The following is a 24,062-nucleotide window of genomic DNA, read 5'->3' on the forward strand; positions in this document are numbered from 1 at the left end:
GGACATGTATTCGATAAAATATAATTTTATGGCAGGAACAGGCGGGGAAGGCATCCCGGTCGAGGCCGGGGATACCTATAAAGAAGACAGGGGATGCGGTTTCCTGGATTTTGCGCCGCTTAAGGAGCGGCCGCAGGACCGCTTTACCGGCAGCGCAGGCTGGCAGATCCGGGATATTACCGGCAGTCAGCTGCCGGACGTGCAGCGCATTACTACGCGATGGGGCGTGGAATCGGCGCAGGAGGGATGGCCCCTTCGGTTTCGCGCAAAAGTTCCGGAGCAGGGAGTCTATGCGGTTACGGTGACGATCTGCGGCGGAGAGCAGGGAATACCGCAGATTGCCGTATACTCCGGCCGGCGCAATACGGTGCGGCGGGATATCGCAGTTCTGCCCGGCGAAAGCTTTGTCTGCCGGTTTTATGTGCATGTATGTGAGTACATACCCGTGATGGGCCGCCCGCCCGTTGAGGATCTTTCGGTTTATATCAGCGTGCTGGGCAGCAACGCGCGCCTTAGCGGGCTTACGGTGGAACGGTCAGAGGCGCCCACAGTTTTCATCGCAGGGGACTCCATAGTGGCGGACTACGAGGGATACTGTCCTTATAACCCGATTGTTAACGGCGGGAGCTGGGGCCATAACCTGCTTCAGTATTTTGACAGAGCGGCGGTGGTGAACCAGGCCCACGGCGGCATGACGACCAACTGCTTTCGGGATGACGGGCACTGGGATATCGTGGACAGGCATATCCGGACGGGAGACGTATTCCTGTTTCAGTTCGGACATAATGATCAGAAAAGGCGCAATCTGGCCGCGTTTGCCGGCTATGCGGCCAACCTGCGCTGGTATGTGCGGCGTGTCCGCGAGAAAGGCGCATATCCGGTCATTGTGACCTCTTTAAGCCGCATGCCGGAACAGGATGAAAACGGCTGGTACGATCTGCTGGAAGATCACGCGCTTGCCTGCTTAAGAACCGGGAAAGAGCTGAACGTGCCGGTGATCGATCTGCACCGTTACAGCTTTGAGCTGTTCTGCAGCATGGAGAAGGATAAACTGAAGGGATATTTTAATGACAGGGCCCATACCAACGACTATGGGGCCATGCTTGTGGCGGAATTTATCGCCGGGCAGATACAAAAGCAGCGGATAGAACCTCTGTGCTCCTGCATGAACGGCCTGTTTCCCAAACCGTGGGTTCCGGATGAGTCCCTAAGGCCTGCCGATGGGCTGTCTCCGGCAAAGAAGCCTGAAAAGCCCATTCTTCCTACGGATCTGCCCGAGCTCCCCTATGCGGACTGCAGGCAGATCCGGCAGCTGGATATCCTGAAGGAAGCGATGGTAAAGGGACTGCTGGACCCCTGCCTGAAGTTTTTCCACCCCTTTGATGAGATGCCGAGAGGGCAGTTCCTCTATGTATTTTTTAAAGCGGTGAAGGCCCCGAAACAGCGCCCTTATCAGGGAAGATACTGCGATATATACCGGTATGAGTTTGACGCTTCGGCAGTACAGGCGGCATTGGATGCCGGTCTGGTGGATGAGTCGACCACTATGAATGACCGTTTCAGGCCGGACGACGGCCTGACCGGAGGGGAACTGGTGAGCTTTATGATCCGAAGCCTGCATGAGCCGGAGGATCGGGAGTACGATCTGGCGGAATGCGAGCAGCAGGCGAAAGGGCTGGGTCTGCTTTGGGAAGGTTACGGCAGGCATGTCAAGGTAAACCGCGTCGATTGCGTGGCGGCGCTGGTGCATTTGATGAATGTCACGGAAGCGGAAAAAAATGGATTGCCAAAACGTTATTGACATATGTCATAAACGTATTATAATAGAGGTATCTGCGAAAGAATGAAAATAAGGAGATGACAGTATGCCACGACCTCCCAAACACAGGCGCGTCTGTGCGTTGCCGAAGAGCCGGAGTTTCGGCCCCGATGATTGCAGCGGATCAGAAGATACGGCGGTTTCAATGGGATTGGATGAATATGAAACTCTGCGGCTGATCGATCTGCTGGGTTATACACAGGATGAATGCGCCGGTCAGATGGGAGTGGCCCGCACTACGGTCCAGGCCGTTTATAACTGTGCAAGGAAAAAGCTGGCGGATATGCTGGTTAACGGGAAGAGGCTGGTGATCGAAGGCGGAAATTATGAGCTCTGCGGCATAGCCCAAAGCTGCTGCGGCAGAGGGGCGGGGGGCTGCAGGCGAAGGAGCTGTCAGGCAGACGACCATATTATAAGAAGAGGAGATGTTCCCATGAAATTTGCGGTAACTTATGAAAACGGCCAGGTGTTCCAGCATTTTGGACATACGGAGCAGTTTAAAGTGTATGAAGCGGAAAACGGAAAGATTGTATCACAGAAGATCATAGATGCCGACGGTGCCGGACACGGTGCGCTAGCCGGATTTTTAAAGGACAACGGCGTGGATGTGCTGATCTGCGGAGGGATAGGCGGCGGCGCGAGAAGCGCGCTTGCAGAAGCCGGCATCGAGCTGTATCCCGGCGCTTCCGGATCTGCGGATGAGCAGGCGGAGGCGTTTATCAGAGGAGAGCTTCAGTATGATCCGGATACCCAGTGTTCCCACCATGACCATGAGCATCATGAAGGACATGACGGACACTGCGGCGGACATTGCGGCCACTGATAAATCTTTTACTGAGTGTACTTAAGCCACGCATCCCCGGATTTTTATGTCGGAAACAGACCGTTGTCCACGCATACCTGACGAATCAACCTCATACAGATCCAGTAGTTTTGCTGCCGTGTGTCCGGCGCGGATTCCTTCAGTGAATTGAGTTCATCCGGATCGCGCAGCCAGTCCGCACGAAGCAGTCCGAGCTGCAGACAGCGGCGGGCCTCATTCAGCGCCTCTTGTGATTTCCCCTGTTCCTGGAGTGTTTTCAGGACGGCAAGGGACGCCTCCTCGTATAAAGGATGGAGAAAACAGCCGCTCTGACTGTCATAAGCAAGCGTTAGGAAATGGGCTTTGTATTCCGCTTGTACGGTCATATATTCCGGCCGTTCAGAAGTGTTTTGGATATAAAAATAGTAGAGACAGGCAATTTTCCCCGTCCCGCATTTGCGAAGTATGCGTCCCAGCCGTTGTATGCGCTGACGTTCCACGGAGGATGAGGAAAGCACAATTCCCACACTGGTGGAAGGAATATCAAATCCTTCGTCCAGCGCCCTGCAGGTAACCAGGATGCGGATCTGACCGCTCCGGTATCTGTCCAGGGCGCTTTTTTTGGCATCTGTGTCCATGAGGGAATAATAACGTCCCACCTGACCGGAAAACATGCCGCTTAGACGGTTAAAGACTAAATCGGTCTGTTCAATGCGTTCCCCAAACAGAATAATCCGCGAATCGGATGGAAGGGTGTCAATCAGACTGCAGGCGGCGCTTATCCTGGCATCGGCGCAGTATAGAACGGATACGCGTTGATGGATGAGGGATAATACATTTTTTGCCAGCTTCACGGTCTCGGGGGAAGCTTCCTGGACGGAAAGTCTGCGCAGGGCGTGATAAAAGCGGACTCCTTTCAGCTTGCAGATAGAGGGATAGCGGGTGTTCAGCGAACTTATAGCGTAAATCAGTTTGTCCGTGATTTCCTGATAGCGCTGATTTTCAACAGGCGTGAAAGAAAGCGCTATGTTGAAAATCGCATAGGGAACCATAAGCGCGGTCCCGGTGGCTTCCGCAAGTCCGTAGCGATAGATCTCCGGTCCCAGAGAGGGTACCAGATATTGTTCGTATCCGGCCGTATAAGGAGTAGCGGACAGCCCCATCGTGAACAGTGAACCGCTGCGGCCGGAAAGATGCGGTATAAAGTCAAATATTTTCCGGTTTTCTTCGCTGGCATAATGGTGGCATTCATCTGCGATCAGGAAAACAGAGCAGCCCTGTTCCAGATCTTCAAGGATATGGCGTGAAAGTGTATAGCGCGCGGAATTGATCACATAGATCATATATGGCAGGGAGGAAGAGCATTTGCATGCGCCATAGTAAAAGCCGATTTCCTGTCGGGAAATGCCGCCAAATTTTTGAAGGGCAGAAGCCCACTGGGCGGTAAGAACGGTCTGCGGGACGATGATTTTGATCCGCAATACCCCTCCCAGCCTGCTTTGCAGCTGTTTTGCAGCGGATATGGCCAGTACTGTTTTGCCGGCTCCGGTCATCACATGGACGATACCGCGGCAGTTATTATTAAACCAGGCTTTCAGACATTCCTTCTGCCAGGGATACAGCTCCAGTTTCATGGGATACGGCCTCCTTTGCTGCGCAGACGGAAATCAGCGCGGTATAATATCTGTCGATATTATAGCATGTCAGCAAGCCGACATGGCCCCTCCGGGGGGATGCGCATGATTTCCCAGGGAAATTGTCTGCTGCGCAGACGGAAATCAGCGCGGTATAATATCTGTCGATATTATACCATGTCATTGTCATATCCGGAAATAAAATGTTGAAATGTGGAATGATATTATGTATACTTCTATATAATGGAATGCCGATATGGCAGCAATAATGCTGGCAGCTAATATAACAGAACAGAAAGGATTCAAAATGAATTACGAAGAATTATATCAGGAATATCAGCTTTTGGCTAAAGAATTAAAAGACAGGACAGCTGTCATTCAAAAACTGCAGAAGTCCATACAGAAAGAAATGGAAAGCGGAGACCTGAAAAGCTTTGACAGGGATATTGTGCTGGCGAAGGAAGCGGCTGACCGGCAGCAGCAGATCCTGCAGGATATGAAGTCTTTGGCAGAAGGCTTTAACAGACAGGAATATTTTGAAAATGGAGACTTTGCCAGTCAGATGCTGGAATGCTGCAGCGAGAGCGGAGTGGATGTTAAGGGCGAATTTCCCGTTTATGAGATGTTCCCCTACAGAGTTCGTTTTGATACAGAGAATCAGGATATTTATGTGGACCGTAAAAAAGTGCAGTGCATGCGTCCGCTAAGCTTTGTACAGGGTATTAAGGACGGACAGGCCAGACTTATGAAGGCTCCGTTTAATGCCGTAAGCTTTGTGAATGAACTGGCGGAGGCCTATGACACTGCGGTGTTAAAACAGAATAAGGGAAAAGATGCGGACATCTATCTGACCAAGCTGTATAAGCTGTTGGCGCCCATGGGCAGATTCCGCAGGGATTACGATCAGCAGAGCTATGCGTTTGACCTGGCGCGCCTGTATTCCTCCGATGTGACCGAAACAAAGGACGGAAGAAGATTTCAGTTTGGGCCCAGCAGAAATAATATTCAGGCTATCCGCATACTGGATCAGGCCGGCCAGGAGCAGTATCTGGCAACTATCCGGTTCTTTCGGTGAGTGCTGACTGATCCGAACTAAGTGTGGCAGGAGGAATAGGGTGGATATACAGATGAATGAACAGGCGGCAATGGCCGTACCGGAAGAAACATCGTACAAAGAACCGGCTGCTGTGGAGGATCCGGATAACGGCATGTTGGAGGAAATGTCGGCGGGCATTTCTTTTCAAACGGATTTTTGGAGGGAAAAATACTTAAGGGAATATATCCGGGAAGGCGGCAGTAAGATTAAGTTTATCACCGGCCGGCAAGGCAGCGGTAAATCCCATCTGCTGCGGCTTGCCGCCCGGATAGCTGAAGAGGAAAAATATGTGACAGCCACGTTTTCGGCCAAAGAGATCTGGATGCATGACTTCCGCGAGATCTATGTGGAAATTCTGAATCAGAGCCGGCTTTTTGACTGCCTGAAACGGTGTGGGGACAAGATAATCGAAAATATGGGGTTTGACTGCGGCGTAATACCGCAGGATATGACCTTTATGGACTACTTATCCGGCGAGGGGCTGGCGGATGCCATTACCCGCAGGGAGATTCGGCTGCAGTTAAAGGAAATGTTTCTGGACAATCCTCTCATCGACAACAACTTTGCTCTGGCATGCAGCCTGCTGACAGGCGGCATTTTGGGGCACCCCATTCTAGAGGAGCAGAATCGGGAACTACTGTTGGGATGGATGAGAGGGGACCGAGGAGTCAAGATCCCTTCCCTTCGTTCACTGGGGCTGTCCCCGGTCCGGATCACCAAAGTCAACGCAAGGCATATGTTGCGTTCCTTAGCTTCGGTGATACAGATGGCAGGTTATTCAGGACTTTTTGTCGCGGTTGACGATCTGGAGATTCTGATCGGCAAATCAGGACTGACTCCGATGCATTATACGAAGCTGAAGAGAGAGGACACATACGAAAGTATACGCCAGCTGATCGATGATATCGACAGTCTGAAAAACATCATGTTTGTCTTTGCGTTTAACCGGGAGCTTTTGGATAATGACAGTGCCGGCATTAAGTCCTATCAGGCGCTGTGGATGCGGATTCAAAATGAAATTATCAGCCGCAGGTTTAACCGTTTTACGGATATTGTAGATATGGACAGGCTCGCAGAACAGGAATACACGGCTGAAACAGTTATGGAGATGTCAGAGAAACTTGTTAAGGCTGCCAATAGCTGCCGTGCGGTTCCGGTTGACCGTGATACGGCCGAGGCCATCCTGCTTCAGGCAAAAGTAGGAGCCGTCGGCATACCGGGGCTTGTAAGCAGGGCTACTCTGGGAGGGAGAGAATGATGTTTGATTATGAGGCACGTCATGTGATAGAAGCTTTGCGGTCCGGCATCCCTTCCCGGGCGGTAGGCCAGTATTTTTCGGAAGCCCGTCCCAGGATTATGAAGGAAATATCGGATGATCTGGACCGGGTTCGTGATACGGGCCGGTCGGCCGGCAAAGTGATTGCCGGGAAATACGGTGAGGGAAAGACACATCTGCTGAACACAGTTTTTAGCCTGGCACATTCCAACAATATGGTGGTCTCTTATCTTTCTCTAAGTAAAGAGGCACCGTTTGACAAGCTGTTTCTGCTGTATCAAAAACTGGTGAATAACACATATCTGCCAAGACGCGTACAGCCGGGATTTATCCAGGAGTTGGAGAAGATGACGCCGAACAGCCCTCTGGCCAATGAGATGCTGCTGTATGGGGCCAGGGAACTGGAGACGGATAAGCTGTATTATCTGCTCCGCTCTTATCTGAATACAGAGGACCAGGATGAAAAATTCCTGCTTCAGTCGGATTTGGAAGGAGACTTTATCGCCAATGCGTCTCTTCGTCAGATTTACAGGCGCATTTTTCAGCAGAGCGTAAAATATAATGTGAATTTCAGCAAAACGAAACACTACATGGACTATTACTGCTTTTTAAGCCATCTGTTTGTTCAGATGGGGTACAACGGATGGGTGATACTGTTCGACGAAACCGAACTCATCGGCAGGCTGGGAAAGAAAGCAAGACTGAAGGCATATAGAAATATGGCAGAATTTTTGATGCCGGGCAAAGGGATGGAATCTACCTATACTATGTTTGCGCTGGGGGCATCCTATGCGGAAGATGTAGTGGAAGGCAAGCATGATTTTGAAAATTTGGAAGAGCTTTATCCGGAGGATCAGGAACCCATGAAGGCCGTACTGGAAACCGTCATCAGGGCAGAGCAGCTTCAGCCTCTTACAGAAGCGGAAATATCTGAAATCCTGCAGAAGCTGCAGGTGTTTCACGGCAGGGCCTATAACTGGTCTCCGGAGGTGTCCGTAGAAACGCTGGCCAGAGCTACCCGTTCCGGCGGATATCTGCTGCGCACGAAGATAAGGGCGGCGATCGAATATCTGGATCAGATGTATCAATACGGACAGGCTCAGGATACACAGGTCGGAGAGCTGGGAAAAGAGAGCTTTGAAGAGGATGTGCCGTCCTTAGCATAGGAGCATGGAATATACAGCCGCGGCCGATTTTACGGCGCGGCTGTTGCCGTCTGCTGCCATCGTTCTTGTCCGGAAGCGCGGCGTACATCGAAAAACAACGGATATATCAGAAGAGGAGGTATTATTTATGAACAAAAAAGAGGAATTTTTCCCCGACGGGACGCCGATTGATCCCTGGTTTTATGATACCTGCTTGCCGGAGCTTTTTGAGCTTGGCACGCAGTATGTGCTGACACAGCATGGGATTCTGGATGACGGAAAGGTCTATACGGAGCAGATCCAGAACCTGATCGACACGGCGGCTGCAAATGGCGGCGGTGTGATTGTGGTTCCGGCGGGGACCTATCTGACAGGCTCTCTGTTTTTCAGACAGGGCGTCCATCTCTATGTGGCGGAGGGGGGAACGCTTAAAGGAAGTGACGATATATCGGATTACAGGCTGTGTGAGACTCGCATTGAAGGCGAGTCCTGCCGGTATTTCGCGGCTTTGATCAATGCGGACGGAGTGGACGGCTTTACGATGTGCGGCCCGGGGACCGTAGACGGGAACGGGCTGCGTTCCTGGAAGGCGTTCTGGCTTCGCAGGACATGGAATCCTAAATGCACCAATAAGGATGAGCAGCGGCCGAGACTTGTATTTATCTCCAACTGCAGGAACGTCACCGTCGCCGGCCTGCGTCTGCAGAATGCCCATTTCTGGACCAACCATATTTACAGGAGCAGCCGCGTGAAGTACCTTGGCTGCCGGATTTTCTCCCCTGTGACTCCTGTAAAAGCACCCAGCACGGACGCTATCGATATCGATGTCTGCACGGATTTCCTGGTGAAGGACTGCTATATTGAGGTGAACGATGATGCGGTGGCGTTAAAGGGAGGAAAGGGCCCCTGGGCGGACAGTGCCCCGGAAAACGGCTCCAATGAGAGGATCATTGTGGAAGACTGTACCTTCGGCTACTGTCCGGCGTGTCTTACCTGCGGGTCCGAATCGATCCATAACCGCAATGTTATCCTAAGGCGCGGAAAAGTCCTGGCAGGAAATAATCTGCTGTGTCTGAAGATGCGCCCTGACACGCCTTCTCATTATGAGTATATCACGGTGGAGGATATCGAGGCCAAGGTGATGAATTTTATTAATATAAATCCCTGGACACAGTTTTACGATATGAAAGGGCGTACAGATAAGCCGCTGTCCGCTGCGGACCATATTACGATGCGCAACTGTGTCTGTGAGTGCGATACCTATTTCAATGTGGAAAAGAGGGAAGATCAGTACCGCCTCTGTGACTTTACGTTTGAAAATCTGCGGATTACCGCAAAGGAAAGCAGATTTTTGGAGGATGCGGTGGAGAACATGGCCGTGATAAATGTGGATGTAAGCGAGAGATAAGGAAAGAGAGTAATGTACATATTATTGTTAATCATTGCCGGGGAATGTCTGCTGGCCGCCGCTGCGGATATTCTGTTTCATAAAATATGGAAAGCGAACCGGTCTCCGGGCCAGTGGATGCTGCTGTGCAGCATTTTAGTGGCAGCGGTTGTATGCACATTTTGGGGAGCCGGAGGAGCATGGAATCAGTATAGAGTGGATAAGAATGCTCTCTATCTGTCATACCGTTATCTGATGGACGGCGAGCCGGAGACGGCGTTAGAGGCCGCGGCCGGACAGCACATTGGCAGCGATCAGAGCGGTATGCTGCGCCTGCTGTCTGCCTGCCGGCAGGGAGATACGATGTCCGCATGGTTTCTGTCAAACCGTCTTCTCAACGAGAATGAGATCAGCGGAAAAGACAGGGAGCTGGTAGAGGAAATACGTGCGGAGGCAGATCCGGATGCGGCTGGAGCAGCGGATGAAGAATGGGCTGCCGAAATGATACAAAAGGCTTACCGGAACCGCGAGTTTCATGAGACCGGGGAGCTGGAGGAGTGGTATCTGCTGGATAAAAAGGTTCGCTCCGGAGATTTTACGGGCCTGTCCTATGATAAAGTCAGTGATATGATTTCACAGTACGGAAATGATGAGAGGTTATGGAAACTGGCGGTTCGATGTGTTATGGCCGACGGTGACTATAAAAGCGCCCGGCAGTATGCCAGGGATCTGCTCGCGCACAGAGACTCGGCGGAAAATCGGATTATCTATACGGATGTGATTGCGGAGAGCGCAATGCGCGGATATTCGGAGCTGGAGGAAGACGATAAAGAAGTGGAGGGACTCCTCAAAGAAGCGGCAGCCCTGCGGGAAGAAGCATCCCAATATGAAGAGGGGGATGTGAAAAAGGATAGGCTTATCAACCGTGCTGCAAAACTGGAAGCAGAAGCTTCCCGGGTGGAAATTAGGCGGGCAGTCAATTATCTCCAGGCCAAAAAACCGGTGTTTTATGACCGCAGCGGACTGTATGACATACAGATTGCCAAGCTGTATCTGGCCTGTGATGAGAGGGATAAGGCCAGGGAACTCATCTATGATGTGATTACCAGCTATTCGGTGATGGATGATCGGTCACCGCTGAAAGAATCCCTGACGGCCGTGATCGATGCCTATAACCAGTCCGATATGGACCATACCAGCCCGCTTCTCTCATCCAGTGTGGATGAACTTGTACGGGTACAGAGCCAGGGCGTGATACAGCCGGAGAACGGCAATGTGAACGGCGATATGGCGGACTATATCACTTCAACGCTCAAATACGATAAGATCGGCATACATATTGGCAGGATTGATACCGCCGGTTATCCGATGATACGGGCATATGTCAATGTAAATGGAGAGAAAGACGGTATCTTCGGGATGGCCAGCCATTTTAAGGAGAAAGATTTCTCATTGATAGATACGCAGTACGGCATTAAGGATTTCAGGCTGACGGATGAAGGAAAACTGTCCCATGTAAGCATAGCGATCGTGCTGGACAGCAGCGGGAGCATGGATGGAAGTCCGTTCCGGGATTCACAGACTGCAGCCAGGGCATGTATAGAAAAGATGGATCCCGCCGGCCAGGGACTGGCTCTCGTCAGCTATAACACGGATGCTGCTGTGGTTACCTCCCTCACTTCCTCTAAGGAAACTTTGATCAGAGGGGTGGATTCCCTAAGCAGCGGAGGCGGTACCAATATACCCGCTGGCATCGAGGCAGGTATGTCCGCACTGGCCGGAGCAGATCAGACCAGGGCGCTGATTTTAATGAGCGACGGACAGGATCAGAACACAGAGGCCATGGACTTAGCGATCAGCAGGGCGGTAAAGGAAAATATTGCGGTCTTCACGGTGGGCCTCGGGGATGTGGATGCATCATATCTGCAGGATATCGCTTCCCGGACCGGCGGCAAATACCTGCAGGCATCCAGTTCGGTGGAGTTGGAGGACATCTATGTGACCCTCCAGAAATACATAGTAAATAATTATTGTTTTGAATATACGGTTACGAAGAATCCGGAAACGGATCCGAGAAACCTGACGGTCAGCCTGCCCGCAGAGAGCGTCAGCGCCAGCAGGGATTATACCATATCCTCCGGCGCAAAGGCTTTTGAAATACAAGATGAAGGCATACGTTTTGTGCCGGAAGGTGACCTGGCTGTAACCGCCGTGACACCGGGAAATATGTCCGTGGGCAGTCTGGAAAAGGGTGTCAGAGTGACTGTGACGGGCAGCGGTTTCACGGACGGAATGCATTTTAGTGCCGGAGCCCTTGAGCTTACGGAAATTACGGTAACGGATGAACACACGGCCACCGGATTGCTTAAAGGTAAGCTGCCCGGCGGCAGCTATCCGGTGCAAGCGGTCCTGCCGGATGGGCGTACAGTTATGAAGGAGAACGCGCTGCTTATCTTCCGTGCCGGAACTACCCAGTCCGTGCGGATCGGTACTAATATCATCACTGCCGATACAATCGGCCAGACTGGAGACCGCAGCTTCACGGCTATGGGAAATGTCATGATCAACGGCTTTATTCACAGCGGTGACGCGCTGACAGTTACAGCCTATGAGCTTCCCAAGGACTGCGAGCTGAAACCGCAGCAGACCGCCTGGCTGGGCAGCAGCGGGGCTTTGTCCGGAAACAGCAGGCTGTATATCAGTTATGCGCAAGCCAGGGAGAACGGCACCGGATCGGCTCTGTTCGCAAATCTGGTGTTGGGCGGCAGAGATATGGTGGTCAGGGACGGGGAGTTTGCGGTGGGAATTTCCGGATCGGATACGGATTTCGAGAAAAACCTGCATGACTATAATATCAGGATACCGTTTCTTGTGGATGTGGATGCAGCGGATATAAAGCTGTATGCGGACCGAATTCAGATTCATGTGGATACGCTGAGCGCTAAAACTATTATGGATTCGGTGAAAGAAGGATTAAGCGGCAACGTGCTGTTGTCCGGAAAAGAAAAGAGCGCTGTGGATGCCAGGGAAAAAGTGGAAAAACGCAGCGATACTTTCAAGTTTAAGTGTAAAGAGGCTCTGGATGGAAGCGTGGATCTGGCGCTGACGGCGGAAGATATCCGCATCGGAATCGAGGCGGAGCTAAATCTGCGGGATTCGTTACAGTTTGGAGTGATTGGCCTAAGCAAAGTGGGGCTGAAGCTCAACTCGCTGGACCCAGACCATGAGTATTGGAAGCTTTGCGGGGCTATTGATTTTTCAAGCATTGTCAAAGGCTTCGGCGGCAGCGGAATGGAAGGGCTAAGCGGTGATATTTCATCCTATTACTGGTGCTTTGACCAGATGAACGTGAAGGCCGAACTAAACCCCGGCTTCGGAGTCTACAATGTGCTGTATATTGATGAACTGGGGATGGGAATGGAAGGCGTCAGCACGGTCTTTCTGAATACCTCCTGGGTGCCAGAGGGGATAAAGCGGCTGATTTTTACAGACGATAACCTAGCGGCTGTGGATACGAAGGATGTAGTTTTGAAAGGGCTTGTGGGAGCGGATGTAAATCTGTTCAAAACATTTAAGCTGAAGGTACCTGAGGAGATGTCTAAATGGGGAGAGTTAGGGAACATCGACGGTACAATACAGTTGAATTTCTCCGAAGCCAGCTTTGGCGCGGAGGCGGATTTAAATCTGCTGGGACAGAAGATGGCCGATGCGGCGATCGCTTTCGGCAGGCCGGGCCTTTCCGTAAAGGCGGGACTGGAGCTGGAGGCCGCACTGGGAATCCTGGACTGCAGTATCGGGGGCAGCGTGGATTTTGGGATTGATGCCGGATGGGATAAGTTTTCGCTTTCCATGGGGATCGACGGACATATCGACTGCGGATTCCTGAATGTGCATCATCAGGGAAAAGGTGAGCTGGTGCTGACTGCGGAATATGACGGCTCCTACTTTGCTGCGGAGCTTCACAGGGACAACTTGGTATCAAAATACTGGTATGACAGCGACGGAAAGCCTCTGATCTGGGAACGCTTCCATACACAGACATACTTTGACTAGGAGGGTGCGGTTATGAAAAAATGGATGGTCCTTCCGCTGCTTGCGGTTCTTCTGCTGATGCCAGTGCGGACCGTGTATGCTGCCAAGCAGACTGTGGAGATAGAACTCACAGAAGCCTGTGATGACTGCATATTTAGCATAGTCTGGGAGCATGAGGAACAGACTGCAGAGGTTACTGTCACTTCACCGGACGGCCGCACATTCGGAACAACCCTTACACCTTTACAAACCTCCGTTTCCGAAGGCGCGGTGTATATCAATGTGGGGGATGCGGCTGCCGGTATCTGGCAGGTAACTATTACCGGGGAAAAGCTGGGAAGGGTGGACATCGATGCCGGAGAGCTGCCGGGGAATATGAATATAGATTCTTTTCATGTAGAGCGGTGGGAGGACCGGTTTTATGCGGACTGGAGTGTTTCGGATTGCCGGGAGGATCTGAAGATCCGGATTTTTGCTGCTTCGGATAAGAACGGATCTGGCGCCAGAGAGGTGAAATCGCTCAATGCCGCCCCGCAGGGCGGAACAGAGTTTGACGTTACGGGTCTGGAAAATGGCAGCTGCTATTTCTATATAAGAGTATCCGATGACAGCGGCGCGTTCAGCATAGCCTATGCGGATGAAACCTTTGACTATGAGGATCCCGGTTCTGCGGAAGCCCTGACCGGGGTGAGGGCCTTTTTGGTAAACGACAGCATCTATATCGCCTGGGACGGCGAGACGGATCAGGTTAAACTCATGCTGTTTGACCCGAATTCCGGGGAACTGTTAAGAGAAGAGGTGACCGGGGAAAGCAGCGGAGTGCTGGCTTTCCCGCAAGGAATGGATAAGGTCCTGGCAGGTGCGGCGGTGTATGACGGCCGCCGTCTGGGTAAATACGATAAAATCCCGGTGGAAAAAGGCACGTTTTTTGAAGCATCTGTCACTTATCCGGATTTGGACGCAACGAATGAGTCAGGCATCCCGGTACAGGTTACAGCAGAGGAAGGTGCCAGAATTTCTGCCGTGCTCAATGATCGATTATACCTGGAGGATGAGACGGATCAGGGCGAATACAGAGTGAACCTTAAGGAGGGGGAAAACAGCATTGTCTTTATAGTTACCGGCGCAGCCGGAAACATGCGGACCTTTCCCAAGGAAATCTATTATGACAGGACACCTCCCCAGCTCGCGGTCACAAGCGATGTGGACAAAACGAAAACAGACAGTGACCATGTATATCTGGAAGGCTACACAGAAGCGGGAGCCAGTCTCACCTGCAACGGAGAGCCGGTTGAGCTCCAGGGCAGCTATTTCCAAATCCGCTGCCCTCTTAAGCCGGGTAAAAATACGCTGGAACTGAAAGCCTTCGACATCGCGGGCAACGAGTCTCTTTACATGGCTGCGGTGGAGAGAACCGTATGGACGGCCAGGCAGTGGTATGCCATCATCGCCATCGCGGCTGCCCTCCTGCTTGCGGTGATCTATACGGTGAAATTCATCCGGTTAAAGCGGGAGCGCACACAAGCGCGCTGATAATAAAGTAAAGGAGAAACTATCATGAAAAAGGCTGGAATATGTGCCGGAATACTCACCGTATTGACGGTCGCCTATGCGTTGTATGCCCTGTGGATGACTTGGGGCGAAAAGCTCTTATATCTGGACAGCCGTCTGGGACGGTGGCTGGCGTCTACCTGGAAACTGTCATGGCTGGTTTTCTGCCTGCTGCTGATTGTGGATACCGTCCTTATTCTGGCGGCCTTGCGTGTCCGTAGAAAAACCAAAGCCAGTTAGAAGCCATGCATCACAGCTTCTGCATGTACTCGCTGGGAGTTATCCCGGTATATTTTTTGAATACCTGGCCGAAATAGCGCGGATTATTTCCGAATCCCACCTCCTGGGCGATGTCCTGAATATTGGTGTTGTGATATACCCGCATCAGCTCCTTGGCCCGCTCCATGCGTTTTTTGTTGAGATATTCGGAGAATTTCTCGCCCTCCGTGCGCAGAAACAGCTTGCTTAGATAGCCGACACTGATAAACAGCAGATGCTCCGCCAGCCACTTCAGCGAGAGATTCTCGGAATCCAGATGCTGATCTACATAGAGCTTCAGTTTTTCCACGGGCGATTCTAAAGAGGCGGTGCCTTTGGCGGCAAAACGCTGCTTAAGTATCAGATCACAGGTAAAGTCCAGTATATCCTGCACACTGCTTAAGGTATAGAGATTTTGCAAGTCCTGTGCATGCAGAAAGCTTTCTGCGCCTTGATTCTGAATCTGCAGCAGCAGGCGGATCGCGATGACCTGAGCGGTGATGAGGCTGTTAACCGGCGAGAATATCTCCCGCAGTGCCTGTATGATCTCTGCGGTTTCGGATGCATGTAGTACTGTCTCTTCTGTCTTCCCAATCTTAAGCGGTTCCGTCAGGCTGTTTCGGACTTCTTCCGGGCGGCCGGACGGATCTGTAAACAGGATCCGGCCGTAACGGGATACCTTCATAATCAGAACTTCCAGCGCCTCATGCAGCGATCCGTAGTGGTAGAAACGGGTCTCATATCCCACGGTCTGGCCCGGATAGGAACGGGAGAGCACATAGTTATTCAATGCGCTCTCGGCAGTCAGATCCTTTATGCGAAGCAGCAGGGAGAGATTATTTTTAACATAGACAGGCGGAAACAGCATGGCGATGCCGTTTTTTTTCAGAAACTGAAAAATGTCTGTTAAAAAAGCGCTAAGCTGCGGCTCCTCCAAAAAGGAACACAGACAGAATGCGGTTTTTTCCGGGGAAAATTTCAGAAAACCGGAGTAATTATGAAAGAGTTTCTTTAATTCCAGCGGGCTGTTTAACGATTCCAGCAGCAGGCTTTTCTGCAGGGGATACTTAAGATCCAAAAGGATGGATTCTCTGCGTTGTTGTTCCTTCTCTGCCCGAATGCGGGCGTCTTCGCTGATTTTTTTCAGCGTTTCTTCCAGATCTTCTCTGCGTGTGGGCTTGAGATGGTAGTACCGCACCCCGTATTTCATGGCTTTCTGGGCGAATTTAAAGTCGCTGTAGCCGGACAGTACGATAAACTCGATGTCTTTATCCAGCAGAACCGCCCGTTCGATCAGTTCCAGTCCGTCCAGTATCGGCATCTTAATATCAGTGATGACGATATCCGGGTAGCTGTCGCAGATCATATTATAAGCTTCCATGCCGTTGGCCGCGGCGCCCACCAGTTCACAGCCCAGGCTTTCCCACGGTATCATTTTAGATATGGAATTTCGGATGATCTCTTCATCATCCGCAAGCAGCACTCTAAGCATGTTCTTTTACCTCCCCCATCGGTATACGGAAATATACAACGGCCCGGTCTTTCTGATTCATAAAGTGCAGACCGCAGGAATCTCCATAGATCAGTTTCAGGCGCGCGTCTATGTTGGTTAAGCCCACGCCGCTCCCCTCCTGACGTATCCTGCGGTTTTGCAGGCGTTCCCACAGATCGGCGTCAAAACGGGACCCCGTGTTGGCCACATAGACGGTCAGGATTTTGCCTTCTTGTGCGAGACGCAGGTTGATCCGGCAGGGTTCATCAGAGCATTCAAGGGAGTGGCGGATCGCATTTTCCACGAGCGGCTGTATGGACAGCTTGGGTATGGAGATTGTAAGGCAGCTATCGGGAATCTCCTTTTCAAATATCAGGCGGTCACGGAAACGGATTTTCTGAATGCGGATATAGTTGTCCAGGAAGTCCAGCTCGGTGGACAAAAGAATGCGGTCGGACTGCTCCGAGATGGCTGCACGGAACAGTTTGCCCAGGCAGAAGGACATCTCGCTGATATCCTCCGCCCCGTAAGTCTGTGCCATCCAGTTGATGGAGTCCAGCACATTGTAGAGAAAATGCGGGTTGATCTGCTGCTCCAGCATCTTGATTGTGGCATCCTTTAAGAGCAGCTGTTTGACATAGTTGTCATTGATAAGCCTGCGGTAACTGCATACCATCTGATCGAAGCGCTGGTGGATTACGCCGATCTCATCGCCCCTAAGTTCATAATGATAAGCACATGGCATGAGATCCAGATTGCCCTCCTCAAAGTAGGCCATCTTTTTTTCCAGAATATGAAAATGCCGGATGATACTGCGTATGATAAGATAAATGAACAGCATGGCGGTCAGGGCGGCGCATACAAACAGAAACATACATAGACGCATCACCATATTCAGCCGGGAGAACAGACGGTTATAGTCAGAGAAATTCACATAGGTCCATCCGGTCACAGGGAGTGTGCCGGAAGTGATGAAAAAAGCCTGTCCTCCTATTTTTTCTATCCTATAGGGAGCGGCGCTTTGCCGGTAGTCTTCGCAGTAAGATTTGTAAGGGGATTCGGAAGGGTAGATGGCAGCGCCTTCTTCCGATACAAACGCGATATCCAGATCCGCCCTCGTGATGTCCGCTGTGTTTAACAGCCTGTCTACCAACCGGTTCATATCCACCTTCACATAGAGTGTGGCCAGACTGTCCAGCTTTAGATAAGCTTTCTGCCGGATCTGCCGGACACAGAATACAGAATCTGTACCGGACGCGCCTCCTGTCCAGATCAGCCTGCCCTTTGCTTCATCCGCCATACCGTTTACCGTTTGCAGATCCAGTTCATCCAGGTCATTGGATGTGCCCATATGAATGATCTGGTCCGGCAGTACCAGCGAAATATAGGAAATGGCGCTGCTGGCATCCAGATAAGAATACAGGCAGTCATAAATTATCCGGCGTGCGCGTGTGCGTTTAGCGGGATCCGGGCTGTCCTTTAAAACGGTCAGGTTGTACTGGACTGTTTCATCCGCCACCATATAATCCGTCATTGTGGAGATGGCCTTTAGTTCGGTTTCCAGATCTGACGTGATATATTTAAGAGCCATGGCGTTCTTTTCATACAGCTCTTCATTATAGCAGACGGTTAGATAACGGATGGATGCAAGGCCGGCCAGACTGACAAAGCATATGGACAGCAGGATGATCAGATTCAGTTTGCCTGTAAGACCGATATTTCTCCATATTTCTTTTATTCGATGCCTCATATCCCCATATTCCCCCCATCTTTCAGCTAGTGCACTAGTCACATTATACACAATTTGACTGAAAACTGAAAGAAGAGGGGAATATAAAAACGCTTTTTTAAACATGAAAGAGCTGTTTTTTGATTTTTCAAACCGGTGAAAATGCATTATGATGTTTGTATGACAGTCAATTGCACGAAAGAGTGTATACTTCATCAGCCTTCGGCTGGTGATATGGGGAAGGGGGATGAAAATGGCAGTTAGGGTTGCACTGATCGGCTGCGGAGAATTGGCGAGAGACTATTATGCTCCTGCATTTCGGCGGCTGGCTAAAGAAGGCGCGGCGGTGCTTGCTGCCTGCTGCGATTGTGATGAGGACAAGAGCAGGGCATATGCTGTCGAAACCGGTTTTGAAAAAAGCTATTCGGATGTAAAACGTATGATCAGGGAAAGCGGCCCGGACTGTATGCTGATTGCCACACCGGTCACGGTCACTGCAAAAACCGCGGCGGACCTAAGCCGGTTCTGTATCCCAATGATGATTGAAAAACCGCCGGCTTTAAATGCTGTGGACGGTGAACTGCTGAAGCAGGCGCTGCAGAAAAACGGCGTGCTGCATCAGATCGCCTTTAACCGTCACTACATGCCGTTAATCAGGGAGCTGAAGAGCCGGCTTAAGGTCAGCGGGGATATACAGAATGTTCAGGTGCTGATGAGCCGTTACAGGAGGACGGAACCGACCTTTTATACTACAGCGATCCACAGCGTGGATCTGGCCCGCTATCTGGCTGGGGCTCCTTATGAAAAGGTGCGTATCTCATATCAGAGCCTGCCGCAGTATGGCGGGGGAGTGGACAATATTTTCATGGACTGCCGGTTTAAAAACGGAGTGAGCGGCCAGGTCAGCACTCTCGTATGCAGCGGCACTGTGAATGAGCGGGTGATGGTGACCTGCGATGACCGCTCATTTTTTGCCAGATTGCCCGTCTGGGGATGCAGCGACTGTCCAGGCACTCTGGAAGTACATGAGCAGGGGCTGCCCGTCTCGGTAAAAAGCGGCAGGGAGATCAGCGACGGTCCGGGTGCCAGCGAGATGAACGGATTCTATGCGGAGATCAGGGGCTTTCTGCAGGCGGTGGAATCCGGACGGCAGCCGGAGGAATCCATGGAGTATGCGATGCAGGCCGTAAAAATCGGTGAGTGCATTAATAACCGCATGAACGAGTTTGAAGAGGACTGACTGGTGCAGATCACAGTAAGTTTAACGGGTTCGGCGGCGGCAAGAGAGGAAGCACACTGAAGTGTGCGCAGGTCATCAACCTTCGGTTGGTGACAGAGAAATAGGAAGCACACTGAAGTGTGCGTAGGTCATCAACCTTCGGTTGGTGACAGAGAAATAGGGGGATGAAAGTGACAGAAGAAGAGTTATGGAGAAAAATTGATCTGGTGGTGGATCGGCTGATCCATCTGGGCGGAGCGGATTATGATATGGATCGCACCACGGACGAGGACTCCCACCGCCAGGGGCTGGTGGCCAGGGATTTCGGCATTGAGGAGTGGGACTGGCCCCAGGGAGTGGGGCTTTATGGGCTGGACCGGCTGCAGAAGATATGCGGAGACAGCCGGTATGAAGAATTTCTGGAACAATGGTTTGATAAAAATTTTGATATGGGACTTCCTTCGTGGAACGTCAATACCACAGCGCCATTTCTCACGCTTTTAGAGCTGGCAGAGAGGCGGAATCGGGATGATTACCGTCAGGCCTGCCGGGAGCGCGCCTGCTGGGTTATGGAGAATCTTCCCCGCACCAGGGAGGGCGGATTCCAGCATGTGACAAGCGCGGTGGGAGACCGGCAGGCTGTTCGTCTCAATGACGGACAACTGTGGATCGATACGATATTTATGGCAGTGCTGTTTTTAAACAAAGCGGGACATTTGTACGGCAGACAGGATTACCTGGACGAATCCGTCCGCCAGGTGCTGCTGCATGTAAAGTACCTGTATGAAAAGAAAAACGGTTTGTTTTATCACGGCTGGAGTTTCCCGAGAAATGACAATTTCGGCGGCATTTTCTGGTGCAGGGGAAATTCCTGGTTTACTTTCGGAATCATGGAATTTCTGGAGCAGAGCAGGGACAGCATGAACAGAGGGATATATACATATCTGGCGGATACGCTGAGAGCGCAGGTAAAGACTCTGATTTCCCTGCAGTCTCCGTCCGGCCTGTGGCACACCGTACTGGATGATGCCAGCAGCTATGAAGAGGTGTCCGGTTCTGCGGGGATTGCGGCCGGAATCCTGAAGGGAGTGACGGCCGGCATTCTGGACCGCTCCTGTCTGAAACCGGCGAAAAAAGCCATTGAAGCGATCTGCTCTAATATCTCGGAAGACGGGACTGTGCAGAATGTTTCGGCAGGAACCGGCATCGGAATGAATGCGCAGTTCTATAAGGATATCATGATCACGCCCATGGCATACGGTCAGTCACTGACACTGGCTGCGCTGTGTGAGGCCGTGCATATCTCGCGCAGGTCATCAGCCTTCGGGTGGTGACGGTAAAATAGGGAGCACACAAAAGTGTGCAGTGAGGAGGATGTGTTTATGAAGAAAAGGATGATTTCGGTTTTACTTGCAATGGTTCTGGTGCTTTGTACGCTGTGCGGATGTTCCTCAAATGAGGGTAATGCAGACACTTCGGCCGATCAAACGGCGGCAGGGACTACAACCTTGGCCGGTGGGGAGAACAGGAGCACTTCAGACAATGCGGGAGAGTCTGTGACCCTGCGCCTGTGCTGGTGGGGAAGCCAGACTAGAAATGATCTGACACAGAAGGCAATTGAACTGTATATGGAAAAGAACCCAAATGTGGTGATTGAAACCGAATTTACGGACTGGTCCGGCTACTGGGATAAGCTGGCCACACAGGCAGCGGGCGGCGGCCTGCCGGACATCATACAGATGGATTATTCCTATCTGAATCAGTATGCTTCCAGCAATCAGCTCGCGGATTTGAACGGTTTTATTGAATCCGGCGTGATTGATACGGAAAATATCAGCAGCAGCATTATCGAGAGCGGTTCGGTGGACGGTAAATGCTATGCGCTCTCTTTAGGCAGCACCGCGCCTATGGTGCTGTATGATAAGGCCACCGCAGATGCGGCGGGAGTGGAGATCCCCATGCAGCCCACGCTGGAAGAATACGTTGATATCTGCCAGAAGATTTATGAAAAGACCGGCGTGCCGTCTTATTTTGAGAGCGGCATTACCATGATACAGTATATTGCCAGAGCCAGGGGCTCTGAGATCTATGAGGAGCTGGAAAATGGTGTCCTGGATTCCACACTGGAGCATTTCCAGTGGGTGGAGAAGCTGGCACAGGCAGAATTCTGTATCTCACCGGAGCTGCTGTCGGAAAAGAATCCCCAGGTTGTGGAATCCATGCCCATCATTGATCTGTCCACCTGGAATGTATTTTCTTTTTCCAACGCTTATGTCAGCATAAACGATGCCTGCGGCGGAGAGAGGGAGCTGGGAGTATTTATGTATCCTACGCTTCCGGATGAAAAGAAGCAGCCTGAATACTTAAAACCCACCATGTTCTTCTCCGTGACTGAAACCTCTAAATATAAAGAAGAAGCGGCAAAGTTTATTGACTGGTTTGTAAATGATAAGGAATGCAATGCCATACTGGGAGGCGAGAGGGGGATCCCGGCCAATACGGCGGTTGCGGAGAGCGTAAAGGGACAGGTGGATGCCATCGGTGCCGTAGCCTATGATTTCGTGGCGGAGGTAAATAAGGTGGCGACTACGGTGGACCCGCCGAATCCGGCAGGCTACAGCGAGGTGGAAGCGGTCCTGACCACACTGGTGGAAGATATCCGATACGGCAATATCACAGCCCAGGAGGCCGCAAAGCAGTTTGTGCCTCAGGCCCAGACCATATTAAAAGAGGCTGCACAATAACCTGTGCGGCGGACATAAGGAGTGCCCGATGAGAGCAAAGAAAAAAAGCTGGAAACAACAACTGAATCAGGGGAAGGTCGCAGGATATATATTTATCCTGCCCTTCATCATCGGGTTTGTGTGCTTTATCAGCTTTCCGATGATCATGTCCCTGGCCTTCTCATTTACAAAATACGACATACTGACGGCTCCCAAATTTGCAGGGCTGGACAATTACATCACGATGTTTACACAGGATAAGCTGTTCTGGAAAACGTTTGGTGTCACGATGTACTATGTGTTTTTCTCGGTTCCGCTGAGGCTTATTATGGCGCTGCTTGTGGCGCTGCTCCTGGTGAAATCCTCCAGGCTGTCCGGGTTTTACCGGACCGTCTACTACCTGCCTTCCATCATTGGTTCCAGCGTGGCGGTGGCGATCCTATGGAAACGTATGTTTGCCAGCGACGGAGTGATCAACGCGCTGCTGGGTCTGGTGGGAATAGACAGCGCCACAGCATGGCTTGGCAGAACAGATACTGCGATCTGGACACTGATCCTGCTGGCCGTATGGCAGTTTGGATCGTCCATGCTGATTTTCCTGGCAGGCTTAAAACAGATACCGGCCTATCTGTATGAGGCGGCTACGGTGGATGGGGCCGGAGCCATCACTAAATTTTTTAAAGTTACGCTGCCCATGCTGACGCCCACGATCTTCTTTAATCTGATCAATCAGCTGATCAACGGATTTATGGCGTTTACCCAGAGCTTTATCATAACGGAAGGCAAGCCGCAGAACAGCACTCTGTTCTATGTGGTCTATATGTACCAGAATTCCTTCAAGTACAACAAGCTTGGGTACGGCTGCGCCATGGCCTGGTTTATGGTGCTTGTGGTCGGAGGGCTGACGGCCCTGATCTTTCTGTCGCAGAAAAAATGGGTCTACTATGAATCGGAAAGGTGAGTGTGATGAAGAGCATGTCGATGAAAAAGAGGCTGGGGAGCACCTGCTATCATACCGTTGTCTTTGCCTTTGCGTGTGTGATGATCTATCCGGTGATCTGGATGGTCATGGGTTCCTTCAAGACCACGAACGAGATTTTTCAGTCCGCCCAGAAGCTGCTGCCGGAAAGCTTCCGTCCGGATAACTATGTCAACGGATGGAAGGGGTTCGCAGGTTTTTCTTTCGCAATATTTTTTAAGAACTCCCTGTTTATTTCAACTGTGGCCACAGCCGGAGCTGTGATTTCTTCGGTAATCGTAGCATACGGTTTTGCCCGTTGTGAATTCCGGTTCAAAAATTTCTGGTTCGGGTGCATGCTGCTGTCCATGATGCTGCCGTTTCAGATCATCATGATTCCGCAGTACATTATGTTCAATAAAATGGGATGGGTCGGGACCTATCTGCCCCTGATCATCCCGCAATTTTGCAGCCAGGGCTTCTTTGTCTTCTTAAATGTGCAGTTCATACGCGGTATACCGAAGGATCTGGATGAGGCCGCGCGCATAGACGGGGCAAATACCTACAGCATCTTTGTGAGGATCATACTGCCGTTAATCAAATCCTCCCTTGTGACCAGCGCCATCTTTTCTTTTATGTGGAGATGGGACGATTTTCTGGCAGCGCTGCTTTATCTCAATAAGCCCAGCCGCTATCCGGTCAGCCTCGCGCTGAAACTGTTTTCAGATCCGACGGTGGGATCGGACTGGGGAGCGATGTTTGCTATGGCAACGCTGTCCCTGGTGCCGATTTTCATCATATTTCTGACCATGCAGAAATATCTGGTGGAAGGGATCGCATCAACCGGCATTAAAGGATGAGCTTTTGAAGCAGATTGTTGAATATTTGTAATTATCTTTAAAATTTGAAATATACGTGGAAGATCAGCACAGATATAATGA

At 51.2% G+C, this 24,062-nt stretch carries 17 protein-coding genes; 14 read left to right on the forward strand and 3 right to left on the reverse strand.

Annotated elements, in window-relative coordinates:
- Nucleotides 1-4: 4 nt before the first annotated feature.
- Together DWZ56_RS09870 and DWZ56_RS09875 are read left to right on the forward strand one after the other, a co-directional pair.
- On the forward strand, nucleotides 5-1,801 hold the full coding sequence (locus DWZ56_RS09870) for a rhamnogalacturonan acetylesterase (protein WP_158584521.1): 1,797 nt from the start codon (nucleotides 5-7) through the stop codon (nucleotides 1,799-1,801).
- A gap of 64 nt (nucleotides 1,802-1,865) precedes the next feature.
- Nucleotides 1,866-2,642, forward strand: coding sequence for a DUF134 domain-containing protein (locus DWZ56_RS09875; RefSeq protein ID WP_118556482.1), 777 nt, complete (start codon nucleotides 1,866-1,868; stop codon nucleotides 2,640-2,642).
- 44 nt (nucleotides 2,643-2,686) lie between these two features.
- On the opposite strand, the gene DWZ56_RS09880 is transcribed toward DWZ56_RS09875, so the two are convergent.
- Nucleotides 2,687-4,255 carry a DEAD/DEAH box helicase gene (locus DWZ56_RS09880; RefSeq protein WP_118556483.1) on the reverse strand — a complete coding sequence of 523 codons (1,569 nt, stop codon included), beginning with the start codon at nucleotides 4,253-4,255 and terminating at the stop codon, nucleotides 2,687-2,689.
- 256 nt (nucleotides 4,256-4,511) lie between these two features.
- On the opposite strand from DWZ56_RS09880, the gene DWZ56_RS09890 reads away from it, so the two are divergent.
- The 7 genes from DWZ56_RS09890 (at nucleotide 4,512) to DWZ56_RS09920 (ending at nucleotide 14,982) form a co-directional block, all read left to right on the forward strand.
- Nucleotides 4,512-5,330, forward strand: coding sequence for a hypothetical protein (locus DWZ56_RS09890; RefSeq protein ID WP_243095176.1), 819 nt, complete (start codon nucleotides 4,512-4,514; stop codon nucleotides 5,328-5,330).
- A gap of 40 nt (nucleotides 5,331-5,370) precedes the next feature.
- Entirely contained in the window at nucleotides 5,371-6,609 is a 1,239-nt protein-coding gene (locus DWZ56_RS09895) for a BREX system ATP-binding domain-containing protein (protein WP_243095177.1), read from the forward strand.
- A complete protein-coding gene (locus DWZ56_RS09900; protein WP_243095178.1) occupies nucleotides 6,606-7,793 on the forward strand; it encodes a BREX system ATP-binding domain-containing protein in 1,188 nt (395 codons plus the stop codon). The genes DWZ56_RS09895 and DWZ56_RS09900 overlap by 4 nt, the downstream gene beginning before the upstream one ends.
- 127 nt (nucleotides 7,794-7,920) lie before the next feature.
- Nucleotides 7,921-9,180 (forward strand): glycoside hydrolase family 28 protein, encoded by a 1,260-nt coding sequence (locus tag DWZ56_RS09905; protein ID WP_118556663.1) that lies wholly within the window; start codon nucleotides 7,921-7,923, stop codon nucleotides 9,178-9,180.
- A gap of 12 nt (nucleotides 9,181-9,192) precedes the next feature.
- Nucleotides 9,193-13,212, forward strand: a complete 4,020-nt coding sequence (locus DWZ56_RS09910) for a vWA domain-containing protein (RefSeq protein ID WP_118556485.1) — start codon at nucleotides 9,193-9,195, stop codon at nucleotides 13,210-13,212.
- 12 nt (nucleotides 13,213-13,224) lie between these two features.
- Nucleotides 13,225-14,724, forward strand: coding sequence for a hypothetical protein (locus DWZ56_RS09915; RefSeq protein WP_118556486.1), 1,500 nt, complete (start codon nucleotides 13,225-13,227; stop codon nucleotides 14,722-14,724).
- A gap of 24 nt (nucleotides 14,725-14,748) precedes the next feature.
- Nucleotides 14,749-14,982, forward strand: a complete 234-nt coding sequence (locus DWZ56_RS09920) for a hypothetical protein (RefSeq protein WP_118556487.1) — start codon at nucleotides 14,749-14,751, stop codon at nucleotides 14,980-14,982.
- A gap of 10 nt (nucleotides 14,983-14,992) precedes the next feature.
- On the opposite strand, the gene DWZ56_RS09925 is transcribed toward DWZ56_RS09920, so the two are convergent.
- Nucleotides 14,993-16,492, reverse strand: a complete 1,500-nt coding sequence (locus tag DWZ56_RS09925; protein WP_118556488.1) for a response regulator transcription factor — start codon at nucleotides 16,490-16,492, stop codon at nucleotides 14,993-14,995.
- Nucleotides 16,485-18,242 (reverse strand): sensor histidine kinase, encoded by a 1,758-nt coding sequence (locus DWZ56_RS09930; protein ID WP_158584522.1) that lies wholly within the window; start codon nucleotides 18,240-18,242, stop codon nucleotides 16,485-16,487. Before DWZ56_RS09930 ends, DWZ56_RS09925 begins: the two co-directional genes overlap by 8 nt.
- A gap of 232 nt (nucleotides 18,243-18,474) precedes the next feature.
- Here DWZ56_RS09930 and DWZ56_RS09935 point away from each other — a divergent pair, with 232 nt between their 5' ends.
- The 5 genes from DWZ56_RS09935 to DWZ56_RS09955 all read left to right on the forward strand — a co-directional run bounded on the left by DWZ56_RS09935 (nucleotide 18,475) and on the right by DWZ56_RS09955 (nucleotide 23,981).
- Nucleotides 18,475-19,461, forward strand: coding sequence for a Gfo/Idh/MocA family oxidoreductase (locus DWZ56_RS09935; RefSeq protein WP_158584523.1), 987 nt, complete (start codon nucleotides 18,475-18,477; stop codon nucleotides 19,459-19,461).
- 164 nt (nucleotides 19,462-19,625) lie between these two features.
- Entirely contained in the window at nucleotides 19,626-20,774 is a 1,149-nt protein-coding gene (locus tag DWZ56_RS09940) for a glycoside hydrolase family 88/105 protein (protein ID WP_118556491.1), read from the forward strand.
- 48 nt (nucleotides 20,775-20,822) lie between these two features.
- On the forward strand, nucleotides 20,823-22,184 hold the full coding sequence (locus DWZ56_RS09945; RefSeq protein ID WP_118556492.1) for an ABC transporter substrate-binding protein: 1,362 nt from the start codon (nucleotides 20,823-20,825) through the stop codon (nucleotides 22,182-22,184).
- Between the two features lie 28 nt (nucleotides 22,185-22,212).
- Entirely contained in the window at nucleotides 22,213-23,124 is a 912-nt protein-coding gene (locus DWZ56_RS09950) for a carbohydrate ABC transporter permease (RefSeq protein ID WP_118556493.1), read from the forward strand.
- 14 nt (nucleotides 23,125-23,138) lie between these two features.
- Nucleotides 23,139-23,981 carry a carbohydrate ABC transporter permease gene (locus DWZ56_RS09955; RefSeq protein ID WP_199679581.1) on the forward strand — a complete coding sequence of 281 codons (843 nt, stop codon included), beginning with the start codon at nucleotides 23,139-23,141 and terminating at the stop codon, nucleotides 23,979-23,981.
- Nucleotides 23,982-24,062 lie beyond the last annotated feature (81 nt).

This window comes from Lachnotalea sp. AF33-28 (assembly GCF_003477885.1).
Taxonomy (GTDB): domain Bacteria; phylum Bacillota; class Clostridia; order Lachnospirales; family Lachnospiraceae; genus AF33-28.